At 64.1% G+C, this 20,519-nt stretch carries 29 protein-coding genes; 28 read left to right on the top strand and 1 reads right to left on the bottom strand.

Features of this window, described 5'->3' with window-relative positions:
* Positions 1 to 32 precede the first annotated feature (32 nt).
* The gene (locus tag BRAD285_RS12355; RefSeq protein ID WP_006611832.1) at positions 33 to 2,120 is read left to right on the top strand and encodes an ABC transporter ATP-binding protein; all 2,088 of its coding nucleotides are present in this window, start codon (positions 33 to 35) and stop codon (positions 2,118 to 2,120) included.
* On the opposite strand, the gene BRAD285_RS12360 is transcribed toward BRAD285_RS12355, so the two are convergent.
* Positions 2,036 to 3,274, bottom strand: coding sequence for an NAD(P)/FAD-dependent oxidoreductase (locus BRAD285_RS12360; protein WP_006611833.1), 1,239 nt, complete (start codon positions 3,272 to 3,274; stop codon positions 2,036 to 2,038). The two genes, BRAD285_RS12355 and BRAD285_RS12360, sit on opposite strands and share 85 nt — an antisense overlap.
* An 823-nt stretch (positions 3,275 to 4,097) precedes the next feature.
* Between BRAD285_RS12360 and rpsL the strand changes: the two genes are divergently transcribed.
* From rpsL to BRAD285_RS12495, 27 genes are all read left to right on the top strand, one after another.
* Entirely contained in the window at positions 4,098 to 4,469 is a 372-nt protein-coding gene (gene rpsL, locus BRAD285_RS12365; protein ID WP_006611834.1) for a 30S ribosomal protein S12, read from the top strand.
* A gap of 30 nt (positions 4,470 to 4,499) precedes the next feature.
* A complete protein-coding gene (gene rpsG, locus BRAD285_RS12370; protein ID WP_006611835.1) occupies positions 4,500 to 4,970 on the top strand; it encodes a 30S ribosomal protein S7 in 471 nt (156 codons plus the stop codon).
* A 33-nt stretch (positions 4,971 to 5,003) separates the two neighbouring features.
* Positions 5,004 to 7,076: an elongation factor G gene (gene fusA / locus BRAD285_RS12375; protein ID WP_006611836.1), complete on the top strand. Its 2,073-nt coding sequence runs from the start codon at positions 5,004 to 5,006 to the stop codon at positions 7,074 to 7,076.
* 39 nt (positions 7,077 to 7,115) lie between these two features.
* Positions 7,116 to 8,306: an elongation factor Tu gene (gene tuf / locus BRAD285_RS12380; RefSeq protein WP_006611837.1), complete on the top strand. Its 1,191-nt coding sequence runs from the start codon at positions 7,116 to 7,118 to the stop codon at positions 8,304 to 8,306.
* A gap of 87 nt (positions 8,307 to 8,393) precedes the next feature.
* Positions 8,394 to 8,702: a 30S ribosomal protein S10 gene (gene rpsJ, locus BRAD285_RS12385; protein ID WP_002712302.1), complete on the top strand. Its 309-nt coding sequence runs from the start codon at positions 8,394 to 8,396 to the stop codon at positions 8,700 to 8,702.
* 57 nt (positions 8,703 to 8,759) lie between these two features.
* Positions 8,760 to 9,479 (top strand): 50S ribosomal protein L3, encoded by a 720-nt coding sequence (rplC, locus tag BRAD285_RS12390; RefSeq protein WP_006611838.1) that lies wholly within the window; start codon positions 8,760 to 8,762, stop codon positions 9,477 to 9,479.
* Positions 9,480 to 10,100, top strand: a complete 621-nt coding sequence (gene rplD / locus BRAD285_RS12395; RefSeq protein WP_006611839.1) for a 50S ribosomal protein L4 — start codon at positions 9,480 to 9,482, stop codon at positions 10,098 to 10,100.
* A complete protein-coding gene (locus BRAD285_RS12400; RefSeq protein ID WP_006611840.1) occupies positions 10,097 to 10,396 on the top strand; it encodes a 50S ribosomal protein L23 in 300 nt (99 codons plus the stop codon). Before rplD ends, BRAD285_RS12400 begins: the two co-directional genes overlap by 4 nt.
* 12 nt (positions 10,397 to 10,408) lie before the next feature.
* Complete coding sequence (rplB, locus tag BRAD285_RS12405) at positions 10,409 to 11,242, top strand: 50S ribosomal protein L2 (protein WP_006611841.1); 834 nt, start codon at positions 10,409 to 10,411, stop codon at positions 11,240 to 11,242.
* 12 nt (positions 11,243 to 11,254) lie between these two features.
* Positions 11,255 to 11,533 carry a 30S ribosomal protein S19 gene (gene rpsS, locus BRAD285_RS12410; RefSeq protein WP_006611842.1) on the top strand — a complete coding sequence of 93 codons (279 nt, stop codon included), beginning with the start codon at positions 11,255 to 11,257 and terminating at the stop codon, positions 11,531 to 11,533.
* 10 nt (positions 11,534 to 11,543) lie between these two features.
* A complete protein-coding gene (gene rplV / locus BRAD285_RS12415; RefSeq protein WP_006611843.1) occupies positions 11,544 to 11,924 on the top strand; it encodes a 50S ribosomal protein L22 in 381 nt (126 codons plus the stop codon).
* Between the two features lie 22 nt (positions 11,925 to 11,946).
* Entirely contained in the window at positions 11,947 to 12,657 is a 711-nt protein-coding gene (gene rpsC, locus BRAD285_RS12420) for a 30S ribosomal protein S3 (RefSeq protein WP_006611844.1), read from the top strand.
* A 40-nt stretch (positions 12,658 to 12,697) separates the two neighbouring features.
* Positions 12,698 to 13,111 carry a 50S ribosomal protein L16 gene (rplP, locus tag BRAD285_RS12425; protein ID WP_006611845.1) on the top strand — a complete coding sequence of 138 codons (414 nt, stop codon included), beginning with the start codon at positions 12,698 to 12,700 and terminating at the stop codon, positions 13,109 to 13,111.
* A 5-nt stretch (positions 13,112 to 13,116) separates the two neighbouring features.
* Positions 13,117 to 13,323, top strand: coding sequence for a 50S ribosomal protein L29 (gene rpmC / locus BRAD285_RS12430; RefSeq protein ID WP_006611846.1), 207 nt, complete (start codon positions 13,117 to 13,119; stop codon positions 13,321 to 13,323).
* A 10-nt stretch (positions 13,324 to 13,333) separates the two neighbouring features.
* A complete protein-coding gene (gene rpsQ, locus BRAD285_RS12435) occupies positions 13,334 to 13,582 on the top strand; it encodes a 30S ribosomal protein S17 (protein WP_006611847.1) in 249 nt (82 codons plus the stop codon).
* A 99-nt stretch (positions 13,583 to 13,681) separates the two neighbouring features.
* Positions 13,682 to 14,050 (top strand): 50S ribosomal protein L14, encoded by a 369-nt coding sequence (gene rplN, locus BRAD285_RS12440; RefSeq protein WP_006611848.1) that lies wholly within the window; start codon positions 13,682 to 13,684, stop codon positions 14,048 to 14,050.
* On the top strand, positions 14,050 to 14,364 hold the full coding sequence (gene rplX, locus BRAD285_RS12445) for a 50S ribosomal protein L24 (RefSeq protein WP_006611849.1): 315 nt from the start codon (positions 14,050 to 14,052) through the stop codon (positions 14,362 to 14,364). The genes rplN and rplX overlap by 1 nt, the downstream gene beginning before the upstream one ends.
* Positions 14,357 to 14,914 (top strand): 50S ribosomal protein L5, encoded by a 558-nt coding sequence (rplE, locus tag BRAD285_RS12450; protein ID WP_006611850.1) that lies wholly within the window; start codon positions 14,357 to 14,359, stop codon positions 14,912 to 14,914. Before rplX ends, rplE begins: the two co-directional genes overlap by 8 nt.
* A 48-nt stretch (positions 14,915 to 14,962) precedes the next feature.
* Entirely contained in the window at positions 14,963 to 15,268 is a 306-nt protein-coding gene (gene rpsN, locus BRAD285_RS12455) for a 30S ribosomal protein S14 (RefSeq protein WP_006611851.1), read from the top strand.
* 12 nt (positions 15,269 to 15,280) lie between these two features.
* On the top strand, positions 15,281 to 15,679 hold the full coding sequence (gene rpsH / locus BRAD285_RS12460) for a 30S ribosomal protein S8 (protein ID WP_006611852.1): 399 nt from the start codon (positions 15,281 to 15,283) through the stop codon (positions 15,677 to 15,679).
* A 13-nt stretch (positions 15,680 to 15,692) separates the two neighbouring features.
* Positions 15,693 to 16,226 (top strand): 50S ribosomal protein L6, encoded by a 534-nt coding sequence (rplF, locus tag BRAD285_RS12465; RefSeq protein ID WP_006611853.1) that lies wholly within the window; start codon positions 15,693 to 15,695, stop codon positions 16,224 to 16,226.
* 11 nt (positions 16,227 to 16,237) lie between these two features.
* Positions 16,238 to 16,600 carry a 50S ribosomal protein L18 gene (gene rplR, locus BRAD285_RS12470; protein WP_006611854.1) on the top strand — a complete coding sequence of 121 codons (363 nt, stop codon included), beginning with the start codon at positions 16,238 to 16,240 and terminating at the stop codon, positions 16,598 to 16,600.
* 48 nt (positions 16,601 to 16,648) lie between these two features.
* Positions 16,649 to 17,221 carry a 30S ribosomal protein S5 gene (gene rpsE / locus BRAD285_RS12475; RefSeq protein ID WP_006611855.1) on the top strand — a complete coding sequence of 191 codons (573 nt, stop codon included), beginning with the start codon at positions 16,649 to 16,651 and terminating at the stop codon, positions 17,219 to 17,221.
* Positions 17,222 to 17,266: 45 nt separating this feature from the next.
* Positions 17,267 to 17,458 carry a 50S ribosomal protein L30 gene (gene rpmD / locus BRAD285_RS12480; RefSeq protein WP_006611856.1) on the top strand — a complete coding sequence of 64 codons (192 nt, stop codon included), beginning with the start codon at positions 17,267 to 17,269 and terminating at the stop codon, positions 17,456 to 17,458.
* An 11-nt stretch (positions 17,459 to 17,469) separates the two neighbouring features.
* Positions 17,470 to 17,955, top strand: a complete 486-nt coding sequence (gene rplO / locus BRAD285_RS12485; RefSeq protein ID WP_006611857.1) for a 50S ribosomal protein L15 — start codon at positions 17,470 to 17,472, stop codon at positions 17,953 to 17,955.
* Between the two features lie 157 nt (positions 17,956 to 18,112).
* Positions 18,113 to 19,444 (top strand): preprotein translocase subunit SecY, encoded by a 1,332-nt coding sequence (secY, locus tag BRAD285_RS12490; RefSeq protein WP_006611858.1) that lies wholly within the window; start codon positions 18,113 to 18,115, stop codon positions 19,442 to 19,444.
* An 88-nt stretch (positions 19,445 to 19,532) separates the two neighbouring features.
* On the top strand, positions 19,533 to 20,387 hold the full coding sequence (locus tag BRAD285_RS12495) for an adenylate kinase (RefSeq protein WP_006611859.1): 855 nt from the start codon (positions 19,533 to 19,535) through the stop codon (positions 20,385 to 20,387).
* Positions 20,388 to 20,519 lie beyond the last annotated feature (132 nt).

Here is a 20,519-nt window from a genome sequence, read left to right on the forward strand (position 1 = left end):
GTCATGCCGGCCGTGCAGGATCGGTTCGTTGAATGTCGCGCAAATCGTCAGTGCCGGGAAATCCCAAATCCAAATCGGCAGCCGATCCTGCTGATGAGCTGGACAAGAAGGGGGCTGCGGTCGCCGCCGGCCCGGCGGTTCCCAAACCTGGAACGGCGAAGTCGCCCGCGGGCGACAAGGCGCCCGTCATCGACGACGATGATGAGGACGAGGAGGACGACGCCGACCTCGATCTCGACGATGATGAGGACGACGAGGACCTCGTCGTCTACTCGGCCCGCGAGGCGGCCGGCGCGCTCGCGACGATCTACGGCTTCGTCTCGCCGCTGCTCGGCAAATACAAGAAGATGTTGGCCTTCGTCTCGATCGGCGTGCTGATCGAGACGCTGTTCAACGTCATCATGCCGCTCAGCCTCAAGTTCCTGATCGACGATGCGCTCGGCGAGGAGGATTTCGAGGCGCTCTACCGCATCCTCGGCGTGCTCGCGGTTGCCGGCATCTTCACCTCGATCGTCGCCGTGCTCTACGAACGCTGGGATGCGCGGCTCGCCGCCTGCATCATCTCGGACGTCCGCACGCGGCTGTTCGATCACGTGCAGAACCTGCCGGCGGCGTATTTCCAGCGCACCAAGCGCGGCGAGATCCTGTCGCGCTTTTCGGTCGACATGTCGGCGTTCGAAGGCGTGGTGAAGACCTTCGCCAACAGCGCCGCACTGCCGCTGCTCGAGCTCATCGCCGGCATCATCCTGATGCTGTTCCTCAACTGGCAGCTCGCCGCGATCGCGCTCTTGGTGTTCCCGATCACCCTGATCGGTCCGCGCATCCTGACGCCCAAGGCGGTGCAGGCCAATTACGAGCAGAAGCTCAACGAGGCCACGCTGCTCGGCGTGATCCAGGAGAACATCGCAGCCCAAGCCGTCATCAAGGCGTTCAGCCTGCACCGCAAGGTGTTCGGCTGGTTCTCGTTCCGGAACGACGCGGCGCGACGCAAGATGGCCGATGCGATGTTCCTCTCGACCATGGTCGAGCGCACGGTGACCATCGCGGTGCTGCTGCTGCACTTGGTTGTACTCGCGATCGGCGCCTATCTCGCCACCAAGGGCCAGATCACCGTCGGCACCTTCGTCACCTTCGAGAGCGCATTCTGGGAGGTGTCCTACAACATCGCCCACGTCATGCACTTCATCCCGGTGTCGATCTCCTCGGCGGCCGCGATCCGCCACATGCAGGAGCTGCTGGACGAGCCGACCCGTGGCGCCGACCGGCCGGGCGCGCCGGACCTGCCGCGCATCAGCCACGACATCACCTTCGAGCGCGTCGGCTTCCAGTACGAGGGCAGCCAGACACCGGTGCTCGACAATCTCAGCCTCAGGCTCGACGTCGGTAAGCGCATCGCCATCGTCGGTCCCTCCGGCTCCGGCAAGAGCACGCTGCTCAATCTGATCCTGCGGCTCTACGTGCCCGACGAGGGCCGTGTCACCATCGACGGCGTCGACATCCGGAAAGTCACGCGCGACTCGCTCCGCGGCAGCATGGCGGTCGTGTTCCAGGAGAACATGCTGTTCAACATGTCGCTGCGCGAGAACATCCGGCTCGGCAAGGAGAACGCCACCGACGACGAGGTGGAGGAGGCGGCCAAGAAGGCCGAGATCCACCGCTACATCATGAGCCTGCCGCAGAAATACGACACCCTGGTCGGCGAGCGCGGCGACACGCTATCCGGCGGCCAGCGCCAGCGCATCGCCATCGCCCGCGCCATCATCCGCAATCCGTCCGTGCTGTTGCTCGATGAGGCGACGTCGGCGCTCGACCAGACGACGGAAGCCGCCATCAACCGCACGCTGCTCAAGGTCTCCAAGGGCCGCACCATGATCTGGTCGACCCACCGCCTCACGTCAGTGGTGGAGATGGACGAGATCATCGTCATCTCCGGCGGCCGCGCCATCGAGCGCGGCAGCCACGCCGAGCTGTTGGCCAAGAACGGCACCTACCGCAAGCTCTGGGACGACCAGGGCCACCAGCCGAGCCGGCAGGATCAGGTCGACGACGACAGCGACGATGATGACGAGGAAGACGACCTCGAGGACGACGAGGATGATGAGGAGGACGACGAGGAATAGGCGTCGAGCGGCGTGCTCGCCAGACGGTGCTTGAGCCCGCGGCCGAGCGACACCGCGAATCGCGCCCAGCGCTGCGCCAGCCAATAAGGACTGGTGCCGATCGAGACCTCGCGGAACTGCCAGGCCTTCTGCAGCGACCACGCATCGCAAGCGGTCTTGACGGGATCGTCATAGAACGCGGCGATCTTGCCCTCGCTCATTCCGTCCGTCGCCAGCCAGCGCGGGATGTGGACGTTGCAGAGGCGCTCGACGTCGGTGAACACCTTGTCGGAGCCGGTGCCGGTGACCGGGCAGGTGGTGCAGAAGGCGTCTCCGATCAGCACCACACCGGGCATGCGGGTGCCGCTGTTGACGACGAGGTCGGCCGGCCGGACCTTGACGTCGCCGACAACGGCATAGTCGCCGGTGATCCGTCTGAGGCCGGGCAGGGCGGCATCCAGGGTTTCGACCGGATTGCGCCGGACCGCGCGGAGCCAAGGATCGTCGACCTCCCGATACGCGAACAGGTTCGCCCGCATCCGGTCGCCAATCGGGAACAGGGTGACGTAGGGCACGCGGGCGCTGGCCCGCTCCTGGAAATAGGTCATGGCCGGGAACGAGAAAGCCGGGCGGTCGACCGGCTCCAGATCGAAGCCGACCGAGATCGAATGGGCCGGGCTGGTGATCGTCCGGGTGATTCCCAGCTGATGCCGTAGGCCGACATTCAGACCGTTGGCGAGCACGACCAGCCGGGCGGAGATCGTCTCGCCGGTGGAGAGGACGACGGACTGCCGATCTTCTCCGGGGGTGACTGCAGTGGCCTTGGCTACGATTCGCAGAACCGAATCTGGAATCTCCTCGCGGACGGCCGCGACCAGCGCGTGGTAGTCGATGCCGTATTGGTGTACCGGCGCCCTATCGAGGACATAGCCGAATCGGGCGATCCAGTTCTCGGCCGCCAGCGTCGCGTCCCGCAGCGCCTTGTCCGCCGTCCCGGTGCGCCGGAAGCGCGCGATCTGCTCCGCGCCCGAGATCTTCTCGATTCGGAAGTCCGGCGGGTAAGCCGCGTGGGGATCGACCAGAATCGCCGCAATGCCGGCACGCCCGAGCATGGCCGCCGTGATCGAGCCGGCCAGCCCGCCGCCGATGATCGCGATGTCGGTGTAGTGCGGCATGGGACGCCTCGTCGAAGCGCCATCCTTGGCTTCCAATGCCGAACAAAGCCTTAGCCGCCCTGTTTCAGATTGTTGCGGAGGGTGAACGGAGAATCGGAGGAAGCAGTAGGGGGCAAAGGCGCGGCCGCGCTGCATCCGCGCCCGAGATGCCGGTGGCGCCGTGCCCACCGCCGGGCGGCTTGCTTGCAGCGAGGTGGTGGGCACGTTGCCGCCTCCGGCGGCCGCTTTGCCCACCCTACGACGTCACAATCTCCAACACCGTCAGAGGCTTGACTGGCCGACTTGAATGTATAGGTAAGCTTTGCTGGTCTTGGCTGCCTCGCAGCGATCCGTGCGCAGCCGCCCTCGACATAGAAACGGCCGGTTTGCGCGTCCTGCGGCGTCGTTTTGCTTGACTTGGGTATTTACCGCTTATAAAAGGCCGGCACTCAACGACAGGCGGTGAGCTTCGCCAGCGTCGGTACGGATCACCCGGACCGCCCTAACCAGGGCAGAACGGGCACCAACCTCGACGAATGCCGCTCAAACGCTGTCGATCATAGCTAGGCAATGCCAGAACGATTTTAGATCTCTCGAGCTCGTTCTCTTGAGACCAATTTCGGATGCATGACCTCGGTAGGCCGCCTTCAGCGCAAGCTGAAGGGTGCTGATCGCGGTCCTCTGTGGCGTCAAGCGCTTTCCGTTCAGCGATGAATGGTTGGCGCGATTTCGTTTTGCGCGGGTTTTCGCGCGATGCGGCCCGGGTGAGGCGGGGAACCTCGAACAGAATTTGCGGAATCCGGTGACGGTTTTCGTGTGAACGTTGAGAAGGGTGAAGGCCAAGATGCCGACGATCAACCAGCTGATCGCAAATCCGCGCGAAGTGCAGAAGTCGCGCAAGAAGGTGCCGGCGCTGCAGCAGTCGCCGCAGAAGCGTGGCGTTTGCACGCGCGTCTACACCACGACCCCGAAGAAGCCGAACTCGGCGCTTCGTAAGGTCGCCAAGGTGCGCCTGACCAACGGCTTCGAGGTGATCGGCTACATCCCGGGTGAAGGCCATAACCTCCAGGAGCACTCGGTGGTCATGATCCGCGGCGGCCGCGTCAAGGACTTGCCGGGCGTGCGCTACCACATCCTCCGCGGCGTGCTGGATACCCAGGGCGTCAAGAACCGTAAGCAGCGTCGTTCGAAGTACGGCGCGAAGCGTCCGAAGTAAGACGTTCGAGATAAAGCGGGAACAGATCACATGTCGCGTCGCCATTCAGCCGAAAAGCGTGAAGTGCTTCCGGATCCGAAGTTCGGGAACATCATCGTCACCAAGTTCATGAACTCGGTGATGTACGCCGGCAAGAAGTCGGTCGCCGAAGGAATCGTCTACGGCGCGTTCGGTATCATCGAGGCCAAGACCAAGCAGAGCCCGCTGACGGTGTTCGAGCAGGCGCTGGAGAACGTCATGCCGACGATCGAAGTGCGCTCGCGCCGCGTCGGTGGTGCGACCTATCAGGTGCCGGTCGAAGTTCGCTCGACCCGCCGCCAGGCGCTGGGCATCCGCTGGCTGATCTCGGCCGCCCGCGACCGCAACGAGAAGACCATGACCGAGCGGCTTTCGGCGGAGCTGCTCGATGCCTCGAACAACCGGGGTAACGCCGTGAAGAAGCGTGAAGACGTGCACCGGATGGCTGAAGCCAACCGCGCCTTCTCGCACTACCGCTGGTAACAGCGGCCCGAACGGAAATCAGGGAACAGATCCATGCCCCGCCAACACGCCATCGAAGACTATCGCAACTTCGGTATCATGGCGCATATCGACGCCGGTAAGACGACGACGACCGAGCGCATCCTGTATTACACCGGCAAGAGCCACAAGATCGGCGAAGTGCACGAAGGTGCCGCGACGATGGACTGGATGGAGCAGGAGCAGGAGCGTGGCATCACGATCACCTCTGCTGCCACCACCGCGTTCTGGAACGGCAAGCGCCTGAACATCATCGACACTCCCGGCCACGTCGACTTCACCATCGAAGTCGAGCGCAGCTTGCGGGTGCTCGACGGCGCCGTGTGCGTGCTCGACTCCAACCAGGGCGTCGAGCCGCAGACCGAGACCGTCTGGCGCCAGGGCGACAAGTACAAGGTGCCGCGCATCGTCTTCGCCAACAAGATGGACAAGACCGGTGCCGACTTCTTCAAGTGCCTGGCCGACATCGTCGACCGCCTGGGCGCGAAGCCGGTTGCGATCCAGTTGCCGATCGGTGCCGAGAACAACTTCAAGGGCTGCATCGATCTCGTGACCATGAAGGCGATCGTCTGGAACGACGAGTCGCTCGGCGCGAAGTTCGACCACGTCGAGATCCCCGCTGAGCTGGCTGACCAGGCCAAGGAATATCGCGAGAAGCTGGTGGAAGCCGCCGTCGAGCTCGACGACGATGCTCTGACTGCGTTCCTGGACGGCAAGGAGCCGGACGAAGCGACGCTGAAGAAGCTGATCCGCAAGGCGGTGCTGACCGGCGCGTTCTATCCCGTGCTGTGCGGCTCGGCCTTCAAGAACAAGGGCGTGCAGCCCTTGCTCGACGCCGTCGTCGACTATCTGCCGTCGCCGCTCGACGTGCCCGCGATCAAGGGCACCGACGACGAGGGCAACGAGGTCGTGCGCAAGGCGGACGACAAGGAGCCGCTGTCGCTGCTCGCGTTCAAGATCATGGACGACCCGTTCGTCGGCACCATCACCTTCTGCCGCATCTATTCGGGCATCCTGACCTCGGGCACCGGCGTCGTGAACTCGACCCGCGAGAAGAAGGAGCGCATCGGCCGCATGCTGCTGATGCACGCCAACAACCGCGAGGACATCAAGGAAGCCTATGCGGGCGACATCGTCGCTCTCGCCGGCCTCAAGGAAGCCCGCACCGGTGACACGCTGTGCGACCCGTCGAACCAGGTCATCCTGGAAAAGATGGAATTCCCGGAGCCGGTCATCGAGATCGCGATCGAGCCGAAGTCGAAGGCCGACCAGGAGAAGCTGGGCATCGCGCTGGCGAAGCTCGCCGCGGAGGATCCGTCCTTCCGCGTGTCGACCGATCACGAGTCGGGCCAGACCATCCTGAAGGGCATGGGCGAGCTCCATCTCGACATCAAGGTCGACATCCTGAAGCGCACCTACAAGGTCGATGCGAACATCGGCGCGCCGCAGGTGGCGTTCCGTGAGCGCATCACCAAGCCGGCCAATGTGGACTACACCCACAAGAAGCAGACCGGCGGCACCGGCCAGTTCGCGGCTGTGAGCCTCGTGGTCGAGCCGAACGAGCCGGGCGGCGGCTACGTGTTCGAGTCCAAGATCGTCGGCGGTGCGGTTCCGAAGGAATACATCCCCGGCGTCGAAAAGGGCATCGAGAGCGTGCTCGGCGCGGGCGTGGTTGCCGGCTTCCCGGTGGTCGACGTCAAGGTGGCGCTGGTCGACGGCAAGTATCACGACGTCGACTCGTCGGCGCTGGCCTTCGAAATCGCGTCGCGCGCGGCCTTCCGTGAGGCGCTGCAGAAGGGCAAGTCCGTTCTGCTCGAGCCGATCATGAAGGTCGAGGTCGTGACCCCGGAAGACTACACCGGCTCGGTCATCGGCGACTTGAACTCGCGTCGTGGCCAGATCCAGGGCCAGGACATGCGCGGCAACGCCAACGTCATCAACGCGATGGTGCCGCTCATGAACATGTTCGGTTACGTGAACAATCTGCGCTCGATGAGCCAGGGTCGCGCGACCTTCACGATGCAGTTCTCGCACTACGCTGAAGCGCCGGCCAACGTGTCGGCTGAAGTCCAGAAGAAGTTTGCCTGATTGTCGCGAGCTCAAGTTAGCGACTGAACGGAGAGTCAAATGGCCAAAGCTAAATTTGAACGTAACAAGCCCCACTGCAACATCGGCACCATCGGTCACGTCGACCATGGCAAGACGTCGCTGACGGCTGCCATCACCAAGATCCTGGCCGAGACGGGCGGTGCGACGTTCACTGCCTACGACCAGATCGACAAGGCGCCGGAAGAGAAGGCTCGTGGCATCACCATCTCGACCGCTCACGTCGAGTACGAGACCAAGAACCGCCACTACGCCCACGTCGACTGCCCCGGTCACGCCGACTACGTGAAGAACATGATCACCGGCGCTGCCCAGATGGACGGCGCGATCCTGGTCGTGTCGGCCGCTGACGGCCCGATGCCGCAGACCCGTGAGCACATCCTGCTCGCCCGTCAGGTCGGCGTTCCCGCGCTGGTCGTGTTCCTCAACAAGTGCGACATGGTCGACGATCCGGAACTGCTTGAGCTGGTCGAGCTCGAGGTTCGCGAGCTGCTGTCGAAGTACGAATTCCCGGGCGACAAGATCCCGATCATCAAGGGTTCGGCGCTCGCCGCTCTGGAAGATTCGGACAAGAAGCTCGGTCACGACGCCATCCTCGAGCTGATGCGCAATGTCGACGAGTACATTCCGCAGCCGGAGCGTCCGATCGACCAGCCCTTCCTGATGCCGGTCGAAGACGTGTTCTCGATCTCGGGCCGCGGCACCGTGGTGACCGGTCGTGTCGAGCGCGGCATCATCAAGGTCGGCGAGGAAATCGAGATCGTCGGCATCCGTCCGACCCAGAAGACCACCGTCACCGGCGTCGAAATGTTCCGCAAGCTGCTCGATCAGGGCCAGGCTGGCGACAACATCGGTGCGCTGCTCCGCGGCACCAAGCGTGAGGACGTCGAGCGCGGCCAGGTTCTCTGCAAGCCGGGTTCGGTCAAGCCGCACACCAAGTTCAAGGCTGAGGCGTACATCCTCACCAAGGAAGAGGGCGGCCGTCACACTCCGTTCTTCACCAACTATCGTCCGCAGTTCTACTTCCGCACGACCGACGTGACCGGCGTCGTTCACCTGCCGGAAGGCACCGAGATGGTGATGCCGGGCGACAACATCGCGATGGAAGTGCACCTGATCGTGCCGATCGCGATGGAAGAGAAGCTGCGCTTCGCCATCCGTGAAGGCGGCCGCACCGTCGGCGCCGGCGTCGTCGCCTCGATCATCGAGTAACAACACGAATAGGGAATGGCGGGTGGCGAATGGAGATCCATTCGCCGTTCGCTACTCGCCACTCACTACTCAAAGAAAGATACGGCAATGAACGGCCAAAATATCCGCATCCGTCTCAAGGCGTTTGACCATCGTATCCTCGATACGTCGACGCGCGAGATCGTCAACACGGCGAAACGGACCGGCGCGCAGGTTCGCGGACCCATTCCGCTGCCGACCCGCATCGAAAAGTTCACCGTCAACCGTTCGCCGCACGTCGACAAGAAGAGCCGCGAGCAGTTCGAGATGCGCACCCACAAGCGTCTCCTCGACATCGTCGATCCGACCCCGCAGACCGTCGATGCTCTCATGAAGCTCGACCTGGCTGCCGGCGTCGACGTCGAGATCAAGCTCTAAGTTTTTGGATTCACGTTCGCCTCATCGCGGACATAGAGAAGAACAGGAAGCACGCCGATGCGCTCCGGAGTGATCGCACAAAAGGTCGGGATGACGCGGGTCTTCACGGAGACCGGCGAACATATCCCCGTGACCGTGCTGAAGCTCGGCAATTGCCAGGTGGTCGGTCACCGCACCACCGAGAAGAACGGCTACGTCGCGCTGCAGCTCGGCAGCGGCAGCCGCAAGACGGTCTACATGCCGAAGGCGGAGCGCGGCCAGTTCGCGGTCGCCAAGGTCGAGCCGAAGCGCAAGCTCGCCGAATTCCGTGTCAGCGAGGACTCGCTGATCCCGGTCGGCGCCGAGATCCAGGCCGACCACTTCGTCGTGGGCCAGTTCGTCGACGTCACCGGCACCTCGGTCGGTAAGGGCTTCGCGGGCGGCATGAAGCGCTGGAACTTCGGCGGCCTGCGCGCCACGCACGGTGTGTCGATCTCGCACCGTTCGATCGGTTCGACCGGTGGCCGTCAGGACCCCGGCAAGACCTGGAAGAACAAGAAGATGCCCGGTCACATGGGTGTCGACCGCATCACCACGCTGAACCTGCGTGTGGTGCAGACGGACGTCGAGCGCGGCCTGATCCTGGTCGAAGGCGCGGTGCCCGGCTCCAAGGGTGGCTGGATCTCGGTGCGCGACGCCGTGAAGAAGCCGCTGCCGAAGGAAGCGCCGAAGCCCGGCAAGTTCAAGGTCGCGGGTGAGCAGGCTGCCGAAGCGCCGGCCGTGCAGGAGGGCGCATAAATGGAACTGAAAGTCACCACGCTCGAGGGCAAGGAAGCCGGCTCCGTCCAGCTGTCCGACGCCATCTTCGGTCTGGAGCCGCGCGCTGACATCATCCAGCGCTGCGTCCAGTGGCAGCTCAACAAGCGCCAGGCCGGCACCCACAAGGCCAAGGGCCGCGCCGAGATCTGGCGCACCGGCAAGAAGATGTACAAGCAGAAGGGCACCGGCGGTGCTCGTCACGGCTCGGCCCGCGTGCCGCAGTTCCGTGGCGGTGGCCGCGCCTTCGGTCCGGTCGTGCGCTCGCATGCGACCGACCTGCCGAAGAAGGTCCGTGCGCTGGCGCTGAAGCATGCGCTGTCGGCGAAGGCCAAAGACGGTGATCTGGTCGTGCTGGAGAACGCCACCCTCGAGGCGGCGAAGACCAAGGCACTGATCGGCCACTTCTCGGGTCTCGGCCTCACCAACGCGCTGATCATCGACGGCGCCGAGCTACACAACGGCTTCGCCGCGGCAGCCCGCAACATCCCGAACCTGGACGTGCTGCCGATCCAGGGCATCAACGTCTACGACATCCTGCGCCGTCAGAAGCTCGTGCTGACCAAGGCGGCGATCGATGCGCTGGAGGCGCGCTTCAAATGAAGACCATCGATCCGCGCCACTACGACATCATCATCGCGCCGGTCGTGACCGAGAAGGCGACCTTTGCCTCCGAGCAGAACAAGGTTCTGTTCAAGGTGGCCGCCAAGGCGACCAAGCCGCAGATCAAGGAAGCGATCGAGAAGCTGTTCGACGTCAAGGTCAAGAGCGTGAACACGCTCGTCCGCAAGGGCAAGACTAAGGTGTTCCGCGGCAATTTCGGTTCGCAATCGGACAGCAAGCGCGCGATCGTGACCCTCGAAGAGGGCCACCGCATCGACGTGACCACCGGACTGTAAGGCTGAGCTGCCATGGCACTGAAGACATTCAACCCCACGACGCCCGGCCAGCGCCAGCTGGTGATGGTCGATCGTTCGGCCCTGTACAAGGGCAAGCCGGTCAAGGCGCTGACCGAAGGCAAGCAGTCGAGCGGCGGTCGTAACAACACCGGCCGCATCACGGTTCGCTTCCTCGGCGGCGGTCACAAGCAGTCGTACCGCACGGTCGACTTCAAGCGCGACAAGGTCGACGTTCCCGCGACCGTCGAGCGCCTGGAGTATGATCCGAACCGCACGGCGTTCATCGCCCTGGTCAAGTACCAGGACGGCGAGCTCGCCTACATCCTGGCGCCGCAGCGCCTGGCGGTCGGCGACACCATCGTTGCCGGCAACTATGTCGACGTGAAGCCGGGCAACGTCATGCCGCTCGGCAACATGCCGGTCGGCACGATCGTGCACAACATCGAGGTCAAGATCGGGAAGGGCGGCCAGCTCGCGCGTTCGGCCGGCACCTATGCCCAGATCGTCGGCCGCGACCAGGACTACGTGATCGTCCGCCTGAACTCGGGCGAACAGCGCCTGGTGCATGGCCGTTGCCGCGGCACCATCGGTGCGGTGTCGAACCCGGACCACATGAACACCTCGATAGGCAAGGCCGGCCGCAAGCGTTGGATGGGCCGCCGCCCGCACAACCGCGGTGTCGCGATGAACCCGATCGACCATCCGCACGGCGGCGGCGAAGGCCGTACCTCCGGCGGTCGTCACCCGGTCACTCCGTGGGGCAAGCCTACCAAGGGCAAGAAGACCCGCACCAACAAGTCGACCGACAAATTCATTCTCTTGAGCCGCCACAAGCGGAAGAAGTAAGGAACGACGGACATGGTTCGTTCAGTCTGGAAAGGCCCGTTCGTCGAGGCGTCGCTGCTCAAGAAGGCAGATGCGGCGCGCGCGTCCGGCCGTCACGACGTCATCAAGATCTGGAGCCGCCGCTCGACTATCCTGCCGCAGTTCGTCGGCCTGACGTTCGGCGTCTACAACGGCCAGAAGCACGTGCCGGTGGCCATCAACGAAGAGATGGTCGGCCACAAGTTCGGCGAGTTTTCGCCGACCCGCACCTTCCACGGCCATTCGGGCGATAAGAAAGCCAAGAAGGCTTGAGGATTAAGCGATGAGCAAACCAAAGCGCGAACGGAGCCTCCCCGACAACGAGGCCAAGGCTGTGGCCCGGATGCTTCGGGTGAGCCCGCAGAAGCTGAACCTGGTGGCGCAGATGATCCGCGGCCGCAAGGCGTCGGCAGCCCTCGCCGACCTGCAGTTCTCGCGCAAGCGGATTGCGGTCGACGTCAAGAAGTGCCTGGAATCGGCGATCGCCAATGCCGAGAACAACCACGAGCTCGAGGTGGACGATCTCGTCGTCTCGCAGGCTTTTGTCGGCAAGGGAATCGTGATGAAGCGTTTCTCGCCGCGCGGCCGTGGCCGTTCGGGCCGAGTTTTCAAACCGTTCTCGCAGCTGACGATCATTGTTCGTCAGGTCGAGGCGAGCGCGTAAAGTCGGGCGCTGGGAGAATACGATGGGTCAAAAGATCAATCCGATCGGTCTGCGTCTCGGCATCAACCGGACCTGGGATTCGCGCTGGTTCGCCGGCAAGGCCGAGTACGGCAAGCTGCTGCATGAAGACGTCAAGATCCGCGAGATCCTGCACAAGGAACTCAAGCAGGCGGCCGTCGCCCGCATCGTGATCGAGCGTCCGCACAAGAAGTGCCGCGTCACCATCCACTCGGCTCGTCCGGGCGTCGTGATCGGCAAGAAGGGCGCTGACATCGACAAGCTGCGCAAGCGCGTCGCCGACATCACCTCGTCGGACGTCGTCATCAACATCGTCGAGATCCGCAAGCCGGAGCTCGATGCCACGCTGGTCGCCGAGTCGATCGCGCAGCAGCTCGAGCGCCGCGTTGCGTTCCGCCGCGCCATGAAGCGCGCCGTTCAATCGGCGATGCGTCTCGGCGCCGAGGGCATCCGCATCAACTGCTCGGGTCGTCTGGGCGGTGCGGAAATCGCCCGCATGGAGTGGTATCGCGAGGGCCGGGTGCCGCTGCACACGCTGCGCGCCGACATCGATTACGGTGTGGCCACCGCGTTCACGACCTTCGGCACCTGCGGCGTGAAGGTCTGGATCTTCAAGGGCGAGATCCTCGAGCACGATCCGATGGCACAGGACAAGCGGATGAACGAGGGTGGTGGCGAAAGCCCGTCGCCGCGTTCGCGCCGCGACGCGGCCTGATCGATCAGCCGCGACAAGACAGGTTTGAGGGCTCAAAGCCATGATGCAACCAAAGAAGACCAAGTTCCGAAAGGCGCATAAGGGCCGTATCCACGGCGTTGCGTCCTCGGGCGCAACGCTGGCCTTCGGCCAGTTCGGGCTGAAGGCGATGGAGCCGGATCGCGTGACCGCGCGCCAGATCGAGGCCGCCCGTCGTGCGCTGACCCGTCACATGAAGCGCGCCGGCCGCGTCTGGATCCGCGTGTTCCCGGATCTGCCGGTGTCGAAGAAGCCGGCCGAAGTCCGCATGGGCTCCGGCAAGGGTTCGCCGGAATTGTGGGTGGCTCGCGTCAAGCCGGGCCGGGTGATGTTCGAGATCGACGGCGTCAGCAACCAGATCGCGCGCGAGGCGCTGACCCTGGCCGCGGCCAAGCTGCCGATCAAGACGCGCTTCGTCGAACGCATTGCGGAGTAATGGTCATGGCCGAGATGAAGATTGCCGACATTCGCGCGATGAGCCCCGACCAGATGGACGATGCGATCGTCAATCTGAAGAAGGAGCGCTTCAACCTGCGTTTCCAGCGCGCCACCGGGCAGCTGGAGAACACTGCCCGCCTGCGTGAGGCGCGCCGCGACATCGCCCGTATCAAGACCATCGCCGCGCAGCAGCGCGCCAAGACGAAGTAAGAGGCTCGACATGCCGAAACGGACCCTCCAGGGCGTGGTCGTCAGCGACAAGCAGGCCAAGACGGTGGTCGTGCGCGTCGACCGGCGCTTCACCCACCCGATCTACAAGAAGACCATCCGCCGCTCGAAGAATTACCACGCTCACGACGAGAGCAACGAGTTCAAGCCGGGCGACATGGTCTGGATCGAGGAGAGCAAGCCGATCTCCAAGCTCAAGCGCTGGACGGTGGTCCGCGGCGAGCATAAGAAAACCGCCTGAGTCGCGCGACGCGGCCCTCCATAAGGGGCCGGTTTCGCTTTCGGGATCATAAAAGGCGCAGCTTTCCTGCGCAGCAGATGAAGAGGACGAGGTGCATCAATGATTCAGATGCAGACCAACCTCGACGTGGCCGATAATTCCGGCGCACGCCGTGTTATGTGTATCAAGGTGCTGGGCGGCTCGAAGCGCCGCTATGCCACCGTCGGCGACATCATCGTGGTGTCGATCAAGGAAGCCATTCCGCGTGGCAAGGTGAAGAAGGGCGACGTCATGAAGGCCGTCGTGGTGCGCGTCCGCAAGGACATCCGCCGCGCCGACGGTTCGGTGATCCGCTTCGACCGCAACGCCGCCGTCCTGATCAACAACCAGTCCGAGCCGGTCGGCACCCGTATCTTCGGGCCGGTGCCGCGCGAGCTGCGCGCCAAGAACCACATGAAGATCATTTCGCTCGCGCCGGAGGTGCTGTGATGGCTGCCAAGATCCGCAAGGGCGACAAGGTGATCGTCCTGACCGGTCGCGACAAGGGTCGCACCGGCGAGGTGTTCGAGGTGCGCCCGGACGCCGGCACGGCGCTGGTGCGCGGCATCAACCTGGTGAAGCGTCACCAGAAGCAGACGCAGAACCAGGAGGGCGGCATCATCACCAAGGAAGCCCCCATCAACCTGTCGAACGTCGCTTACGTCGGCAAGGACGGCAAGCCGACGCGCATCGGATTCAAGATTCAGGCGGACGGCAAGAAGGTCCGCGTTGCCAAGAGCTCGGGAGTTGAGATCGATGGCTGAGACCGCTTACACCCCGCGCCTCCGCACGGAATACGACCGCAAGATCAAGAGCGCGCTGACCGAGAAGTTCGGCTACGCCAACGTCATGCAGGTGCCGCGGCTCGACAAGGTCGTGCTGAACATGGGCATCGGCGAGGCCGTCAACGACCGCAAGAAGGCGGAGACGGCTGCGGCCGACCTGTCGCTGATCGCCGGTCAGAAGGCCGTCGTGACCTATTCGCGCGTCGCCATCGCGACCTTCAAGCTGCGTGAGAACCAGCCGATCGGCTGCAAGGTCACGCTGCGCAAGGCCAAGATGTACGAGTTCATCGACCGCCTGATCAACGTCGCGCTGCCGCGCGTCCGCGACTTCCGCGGCCTGAACCCGAAGAGCTTCGACGGCCGCGGCAACTACTCGCTCGGCATCAAGGAGCACATCATTTTCCCCGAGATCGATTTCGACAAGGCCGGGGAGAGCTGGGGCATGGACATCACGGTGTGCACCACCGCGACGACCGACGACGAGGCCCGTGCCCTTCTGACCGCATTCAATTTCCCGTTCCGGCAGTGAGCAGCTGACTTTCGAAGCTTCTCAAACGCGGATACCCAGGAGCCAAGCATGGCAAAGAAGAGTTCAGTCGAGAAGAACAACCGGCGCAAGAAGATGGCGAAGAACGCCGCTCCGAAGCGCGCCCGGTTGAAGGCGATCATCGCCGACAAGGAAAAGCCGATGGAGGAGCGCTTCGCCGCGACCCTGAAGCTCGCGGAAATGCCGCGCAACTCGTCGACCACCCGCATCCGTAACCGGTGCGAGCTGACGGGCCGTCCGCGGTCGAACTACCGCAAGAACAAGCTGAGCCGCATCGCGCTGCGCGAGCTCGGATCCAAGGGCCTGGTTCCGGGCCTCGTGAAGTCGAGCTGGTAAGGAGGGTCGAACATGTCAACGCACGATCCCATCAGCGATCTGATCACCCGCATCCGCAACGCGCAGATGCGCTCGAAGTCGAAGGTCACGACCCCCGGCTCGAAGATGCGCGCCAGCGTGCTCGAAGTGCTGAAGTCCGAGGGCTACATCCGTGGCTATGCCACGATGGAGCATCCGTCGGGCCGCAGCGAGATCGAGATCGAGCTGAAGTATTTCGACGGCGAGCCCGTGATCCGCGAGATCGAGCGCGTCTCCAAGCCCGGCCGGCGCGTCTACACTTCGGTGAAGAATCTGCCGCGCGTGAACAACGGGCTCGGAATTTCTGTTTTGTCGACGCCGAAGGGAATCATGGCCGACCATAGCGCGCGTGACGCGAATGTCGGCGGTGAAGTTCTCTTCACGGTGTTCTAAGAAGGATTGAGCCATGTCACGAATTGGCAAGAAGCCTGTGACGGTGCCGTCCGGTGTGACCGCCACCGTCGACGGTCAGACCGTCAAGATGAAGGGCCCGAAGGGGCAGCTTCAGTTCCTCGTCCATGACGACGTCGAGGTGAAGTTCGAGAACGGCCAGGTCAAGGTTGCCCCGCGCACCGAGACCAAGCGTGCCCGCTCGCTCTACGGCACCGCGCGCGCCCAGATCGCCAACCTGGTCGAGGGCGTCACCAAGGGCTTCGAGAAGAAGCTCGAGATCACCGGCGTCGGCTACCGCGCCGCGATGCAGGGCAAGAACCTGCAGCTCGCGCTCGGCTACAGCCACGACGTGGTCTACCAGATCCCGGAAGGCATCACGATCGCCGTGCCGAAGCCGACCGAGATCACGATCACGGGCATCGACCCGCAGCGCGTCGGCCAGGTGGCCGCCGAAATCCGCGCCTACCGGCCGCCGGAGCCCTACAAGGGCAAGGGCGTGAAGTACGCGGGTGAATTCATCTTCCGCAAGGAAGGCAAGAAGAAGTAACGGAGCCGGACATGTCGAGAGCAAAGGTTACGAATGCCCGGCGCAAGCAGCGCGTGAGGCTGTCGCTGCGCCGCTCCGCCGGCGGCCGTCCGCGTCTGTCGGTGTTCCGTTCGTCGAAGCACATCTACGCTCAGGTCATCGACGACCAGAAGGGCGAGACGCTCGCCTCGGCGTCGTCGATGGAGAAGGAGATGCGTTCGGCCGGCAACACCGGTGCCGACATCGATGCGGCCAAGGCGGTGGGCAAGCTGCTCGCCGAGCGCGCGGTGAAGGCGGGCATCAAGGAAGTCGTGTTCGATCGCGGCGGCTATCTCTATCACGGTCGCGTCAAGGCCCTGGCCGACGCGGCGCGCGAGAGCGGGCTGAGCTTCTAACATCATTGGATTTGGGCGCGAGAGCCCCTCAGAAGATTGGATAGCACCATGGCAGGTGAACGGGAACGAGGCGGTCGCGATCGCAAGGAGCGCGAGGAGCGCGACAGCGAGTTCGTCGACAAGCTCGTCCACATCAACCGAGTCGCGAAAGTCGTGAAGGGCGGTAAGCGCTTCGGCTTTGCGGCGCTCGTCGTGATCGGCGATCAGAAGGGCCGGGTCGGCTTCGGCCACGGCAAGGCGCGCGAAGTGCCGGAGGCGATCCGCAAGGCGACCGACTCCGCCAAGCGCAACCTGACCCGCGTCGCGCTGCGCGAAGGCCGGACCCTGCACCACGACATCTTCGGTCGTCACGGTGCGGGCCGCGTCTATCTGCGTGCGGCTCCGGCCGGTACCGGCATCATCGCCGGCGGCCCGATGCGCGCCGTGTTCGAGACGCTGGGCATCCAGGACGTGGTGGCGAAGTCGATCGGCTCGTCCAACCCGTACAACATGGTGCGCGCGACCTTTAACGCGCTGAAGCACCAGGACAGCCCGCGCTCGGTCGCTGCCCGCCGCAACATCAAGGTGTCGACCCTGCAGGCCCGCCGCGTCGGTGGCGATGCCGAGGCAGCCGCCGACTAACGAACGCGCGCCGCCACTGGCTGGCGCATCTCGGAGTTAAGGACAATGGCTAGCGCCAAGACGATCAAGATCGAGCAGATCGGCAGCCCGATCCGCCGGCATCACTCGCAGCGCGAGACGCTGATCGGGTTGAAGCTCAACAAGATCGGCCGGGTGACCGAGCTGCCGGACACGCCGGCGGTCCGCGGCATGATCACCAAGGTTCATCATCTCGTCCGCATCGTCGACGAGAAGTAAGGAGAAGGGCGATGAAGCTCAGCGATATCGCCGACAACGCCGGCGCGCGCAAGAAGCGCATGCGCGTCGGCCGCGGCATCGGCTCCGGCAAGGGCAAGACCTCCGGCCGTGGCGGCAAGGGCCAGACCGCGCGCTCCGGCGTGCGCATCAAGGGCTTCGAAGGCGGTCAGATGCCGATGCATCGCCGTCTGCCGAAGCGCGGCTTCAACAACATCTTCGCGCTCGATTTCGTCGAGATCAATCTCGACCGGATCCAGCAGGCGATCGATGCCAAGAAGCTGGACGCCGGCAGCGTGATCAACGCCGAGGCGCTGGTGAAGTCGGGCGCGCTGCGTCGCGCCAAGGATGGCGTGCGTCTGCTCGGCCGTGGCGAGATCACGTCGAAGGTCAACATCGAGGTGCATGGCGCTTCGAAGTCGGCGATCGCGGCGGTCGAGAAGGCCGGCGGCACCGTCAAGCTCTTGGCTCCGGCCAAGGACGAAGGCGAAGCGGCGTAACTTCTGCGTCATCGCCCAGTCCCAGGCTTCAGCCTGATCGGGCAGGGCGATGGACAGAATGCGTCTGCGCACCAGATAATATCCGACGTCTGCCCAAGCCCCGCGAGCCCTCGCGGGGCTGATGCGGTCAAGAACGGGCGGCGGGAGAAAGCTAGATATGGCCTCAGCAGCGGAACAACTTGCGGCAAACCTCAATTTCGGCGCGCTTGCAAAAGCCGATGAGCTGAAGAAGCGCATCTGGTTCACCCTCGGCGCGCTGCTGGTCTACCGCCTCGGCACCTATATTCCGCTGCCCGGCATCGACCCGAACATCTGGGACTCCGTGTTCCGCAGCCAGTCCGGCGGCATCCTCGGCATGTTCAACATGTTCGCCGGCGGCGGCATCCACCGCATGGCGATCTTCGCGCTGAACATCATGCCGTACATCTCGGCATCGATCATCATTCAGCTGCTCACCACGGTCTCGCCGCAGCTCGAAGCCCTCAAGAAAGAGGGCGAGGCGGGCCGCAAGATGCTCAACCAGTACACCCGCTATCTGACGGTGATCCTGGCCGCCGTGCAGTCCTACGGCATCGCCGTAGGCCTCGAGGGCGCCGGCAACGTCGTCGCCGATCCCGGCCTGTTCTTCCGCCTGTCGACCGCGATCACGCTGACCGGCGGAACCATGTTCCTGATGTGGCTGGGCGAGCAGATCACCTCGCGCGGCATCGGCAATGGCATCTCGCTGATCATCCTGTCCGGCATCGTGGCGGAGCTGCCTTCGGCGCTCGCCAACATGCTCGAACTGGGCCGCCAGGGCGCGCTGTCGACCGGCCTGATCCTGATCGTCATCGTGATGGCGGTCGCCGTGATCGCCTTCATCGTGTTCATGGAGCGCGCCCAGCGCCGGCTCTTGATCCAGTATCCGAAGCGCCAGGTCGGCAACAAGATGTTCGAGGGCCAGTCCTCGCATCTGCCGCTGAAGCTCAACACCTCCGGCGTCATCCCGCCGATCTTCGCCTCGTCGCTGCTGCTGCTGCCGACCACGGTCGCCAACTTCAACGCCGGCAAGGGGCCGGAGTGGTTCCAGTGGATCACCACCCAGCTCGGCCACGGCCGGCCGCTGTTCCTGGTGCTGTACCTGGCGCTGATCCTGTTCTTCGCCTTCTTCTACACCGCCATCGTCTTCAACCCGACCGAGACGGCCGACAACCTCAAGAAGCATGGCGGCTTCATCCCGGGCATCCGGCCGGGCGAGCGCACTGCGGAATATATCGATTACGTGCTGTCGCGGATCACCGTGCTCGGCGCCATCTATCTGGCGATCGTGTGTCTGATTCCGGAAATTCTGATTTCCTACGCTTCCGTCCCGTTCTACTTTGGTGGCACTTCGCTTCTGATTGTGGTCAGCGTTACGATGGATACCGTGGCGCAGGTTCAGGGTTATCTGCTCGCCCATCAATATGAGGGGCTGATCAGAAAGTCGAAGCTGCGGGGTCGCCGCCGCTGAGTGCGGCGGATCGCGGCCCGGGAGCCAAAAAGCTAAGAACAAGGTGTGCGGGAGGTCGCTCACCGTGTGCCGGGGGGCGGGACATTCAATGAGACTGATTCTTCTGGGACCGCCCGGTTCGGGCAAGGGAACGCAGGCGCAGCGCCTGGTGCAGCGTCATGGCATCGTCCAACTGTCGACCGGCGACATGCTGCGCGCCGCCGTCGCCGCGCAGACGCCGATCGGGCTGAAGGCCAAGGACATCATGGCCGCCGGCGGGCTGGTGCCCGACGAGGTCGTGGTCGGCATCATCGCCGACCGAATCGAGCAGCCTGACGCCGCCAACGGCTTCATCCTCGACGGCTTCCCGCGCACCGTGCCGCAGGCCGAGGCGCTGGATGCGCTGCTCAAGCAGAAGCAGATGAAGCTCGACGCAGTGATCGAGCTCCGGGTCAACGAGGGCGTCCTGCTGGAGCGCGTCGAGCGCCGCGCCGCCGAGACCCGCGCCCGCGGCGAGGCGGTCCGGGCGGATGACACCCCGGAGGTGCTGACCAAGCGCCTGGCCAGCTACCGCGACCAGACCGAGCCGCTGATCCACTATTACTCCGACCATCGGATGCTGGCGACCGTCGACGGCATGATGCCGATCGAGCAGGTCACAGAGGAGATCGGCCGAATCCTGGCCGCCGTCGGCAAAAGCGGCAGCCGGGCGGCCAAGAAGGCGAGCCCGGCCAAGCGCAGCGCCAAGGCGCCGAAGGCCGCAGCCAAAACAGCGCCAGCGAAATCGGCCAAGACGGCCGCCAAGACGGCTCCGAAGGCGGCTACCACGGCGAAAAAGGCCGGAAAGTCACCCAAAAAAGCCGCTAAGGCCGCTCCTAAGAAGGCACCCAAGGCTGCCGCCAAGGCGGCCAAGGGCACCCGGAAAACCTCGGCCAAGGCAGCAAAAAAGCGCGCCAAGGGGTGACCGAATCTTGTAGGGGCGGTTGACGACCGCCGTGTGAATCCATTAATAAGCCCGCATCCAAGTCGGATAGTTTTCCCAGAGATGCCGGGCCCCAGGAATCGAGGGGTGGGCGTCTTGTTCGCGTTTGCGGAC

The organism is Bradyrhizobium sp. ORS 285 (assembly GCF_900176205.1).
Taxonomy (GTDB): domain Bacteria; phylum Pseudomonadota; class Alphaproteobacteria; order Rhizobiales; family Xanthobacteraceae; genus Bradyrhizobium.

Coding starts and splice junctions, on each gene's coding strand:
- rpsH (WP_006611852.1), top strand. CDS start 15,281: ATGTCAACGCACGATCCCATCAGCGATCTGATCACCCGCATCCGCAAC.
- rpmD (WP_006611856.1), top strand. CDS start 17,267: ATGGCTAGCGCCAAGACGATCAAGATCGAGCAGATCGGCAGCCCGATC.
- BRAD285_RS12355 (WP_006611832.1), top strand. CDS start 33: ATGTCGCGCAAATCGTCAGTGCCGGGAAATCCCAAATCCAAATCGGCA.
- BRAD285_RS12400 (WP_006611840.1), top strand. CDS start 10,097: ATGAAGACCATCGATCCGCGCCACTACGACATCATCATCGCGCCGGTC.
- rplD (WP_006611839.1), top strand. CDS start 9,480: ATGGAACTGAAAGTCACCACGCTCGAGGGCAAGGAAGCCGGCTCCGTC.
- rplC (WP_006611838.1), top strand. CDS start 8,760: ATGCGCTCCGGAGTGATCGCACAAAAGGTCGGGATGACGCGGGTCTTC.
- rpmC (WP_006611846.1), top strand. CDS start 13,117: ATGGCCGAGATGAAGATTGCCGACATTCGCGCGATGAGCCCCGACCAG.
- BRAD285_RS12360 (WP_006611833.1), bottom strand. CDS start 3,274: ATGCCGCACTACACCGACATCGCGATCATCGGCGGCGGGCTGGCCGGC.
- BRAD285_RS12495 (WP_006611859.1), top strand. CDS start 19,533: ATGAGACTGATTCTTCTGGGACCGCCCGGTTCGGGCAAGGGAACGCAG.
- rpsJ (WP_002712302.1), top strand. CDS start 8,394: ATGAACGGCCAAAATATCCGCATCCGTCTCAAGGCGTTTGACCATCGT.
- rpsQ (WP_006611847.1), top strand. CDS start 13,334: ATGCCGAAACGGACCCTCCAGGGCGTGGTCGTCAGCGACAAGCAGGCC.
- rpsL (WP_006611834.1), top strand. CDS start 4,098: ATGCCGACGATCAACCAGCTGATCGCAAATCCGCGCGAAGTGCAGAAG.
- rplO (WP_006611857.1), top strand. CDS start 17,470: ATGAAGCTCAGCGATATCGCCGACAACGCCGGCGCGCGCAAGAAGCGC.
- tuf (WP_006611837.1), top strand. CDS start 7,116: ATGGCCAAAGCTAAATTTGAACGTAACAAGCCCCACTGCAACATCGGC.
- rpsE (WP_006611855.1), top strand. CDS start 16,649: ATGGCAGGTGAACGGGAACGAGGCGGTCGCGATCGCAAGGAGCGCGAG.
- rplB (WP_006611841.1), top strand. CDS start 10,409: ATGGCACTGAAGACATTCAACCCCACGACGCCCGGCCAGCGCCAGCTG.
- rplV (WP_006611843.1), top strand. CDS start 11,544: ATGAGCAAACCAAAGCGCGAACGGAGCCTCCCCGACAACGAGGCCAAG.
- rplF (WP_006611853.1), top strand. CDS start 15,693: ATGTCACGAATTGGCAAGAAGCCTGTGACGGTGCCGTCCGGTGTGACC.
- fusA (WP_006611836.1), top strand. CDS start 5,004: ATGCCCCGCCAACACGCCATCGAAGACTATCGCAACTTCGGTATCATG.
- rplX (WP_006611849.1), top strand. CDS start 14,050: ATGGCTGCCAAGATCCGCAAGGGCGACAAGGTGATCGTCCTGACCGGT.
- rpsN (WP_006611851.1), top strand. CDS start 14,963: ATGGCAAAGAAGAGTTCAGTCGAGAAGAACAACCGGCGCAAGAAGATG.
- rplE (WP_006611850.1), top strand. CDS start 14,357: ATGGCTGAGACCGCTTACACCCCGCGCCTCCGCACGGAATACGACCGC.
- secY (WP_006611858.1), top strand. CDS start 18,113: ATGGCCTCAGCAGCGGAACAACTTGCGGCAAACCTCAATTTCGGCGCG.
- rpsC (WP_006611844.1), top strand. CDS start 11,947: ATGGGTCAAAAGATCAATCCGATCGGTCTGCGTCTCGGCATCAACCGG.
- rplN (WP_006611848.1), top strand. CDS start 13,682: ATGATTCAGATGCAGACCAACCTCGACGTGGCCGATAATTCCGGCGCA.
- rpsG (WP_006611835.1), top strand. CDS start 4,500: ATGTCGCGTCGCCATTCAGCCGAAAAGCGTGAAGTGCTTCCGGATCCG.
- rplP (WP_006611845.1), top strand. CDS start 12,698: ATGATGCAACCAAAGAAGACCAAGTTCCGAAAGGCGCATAAGGGCCGT.
- rpsS (WP_006611842.1), top strand. CDS start 11,255: ATGGTTCGTTCAGTCTGGAAAGGCCCGTTCGTCGAGGCGTCGCTGCTC.
- rplR (WP_006611854.1), top strand. CDS start 16,238: ATGTCGAGAGCAAAGGTTACGAATGCCCGGCGCAAGCAGCGCGTGAGG.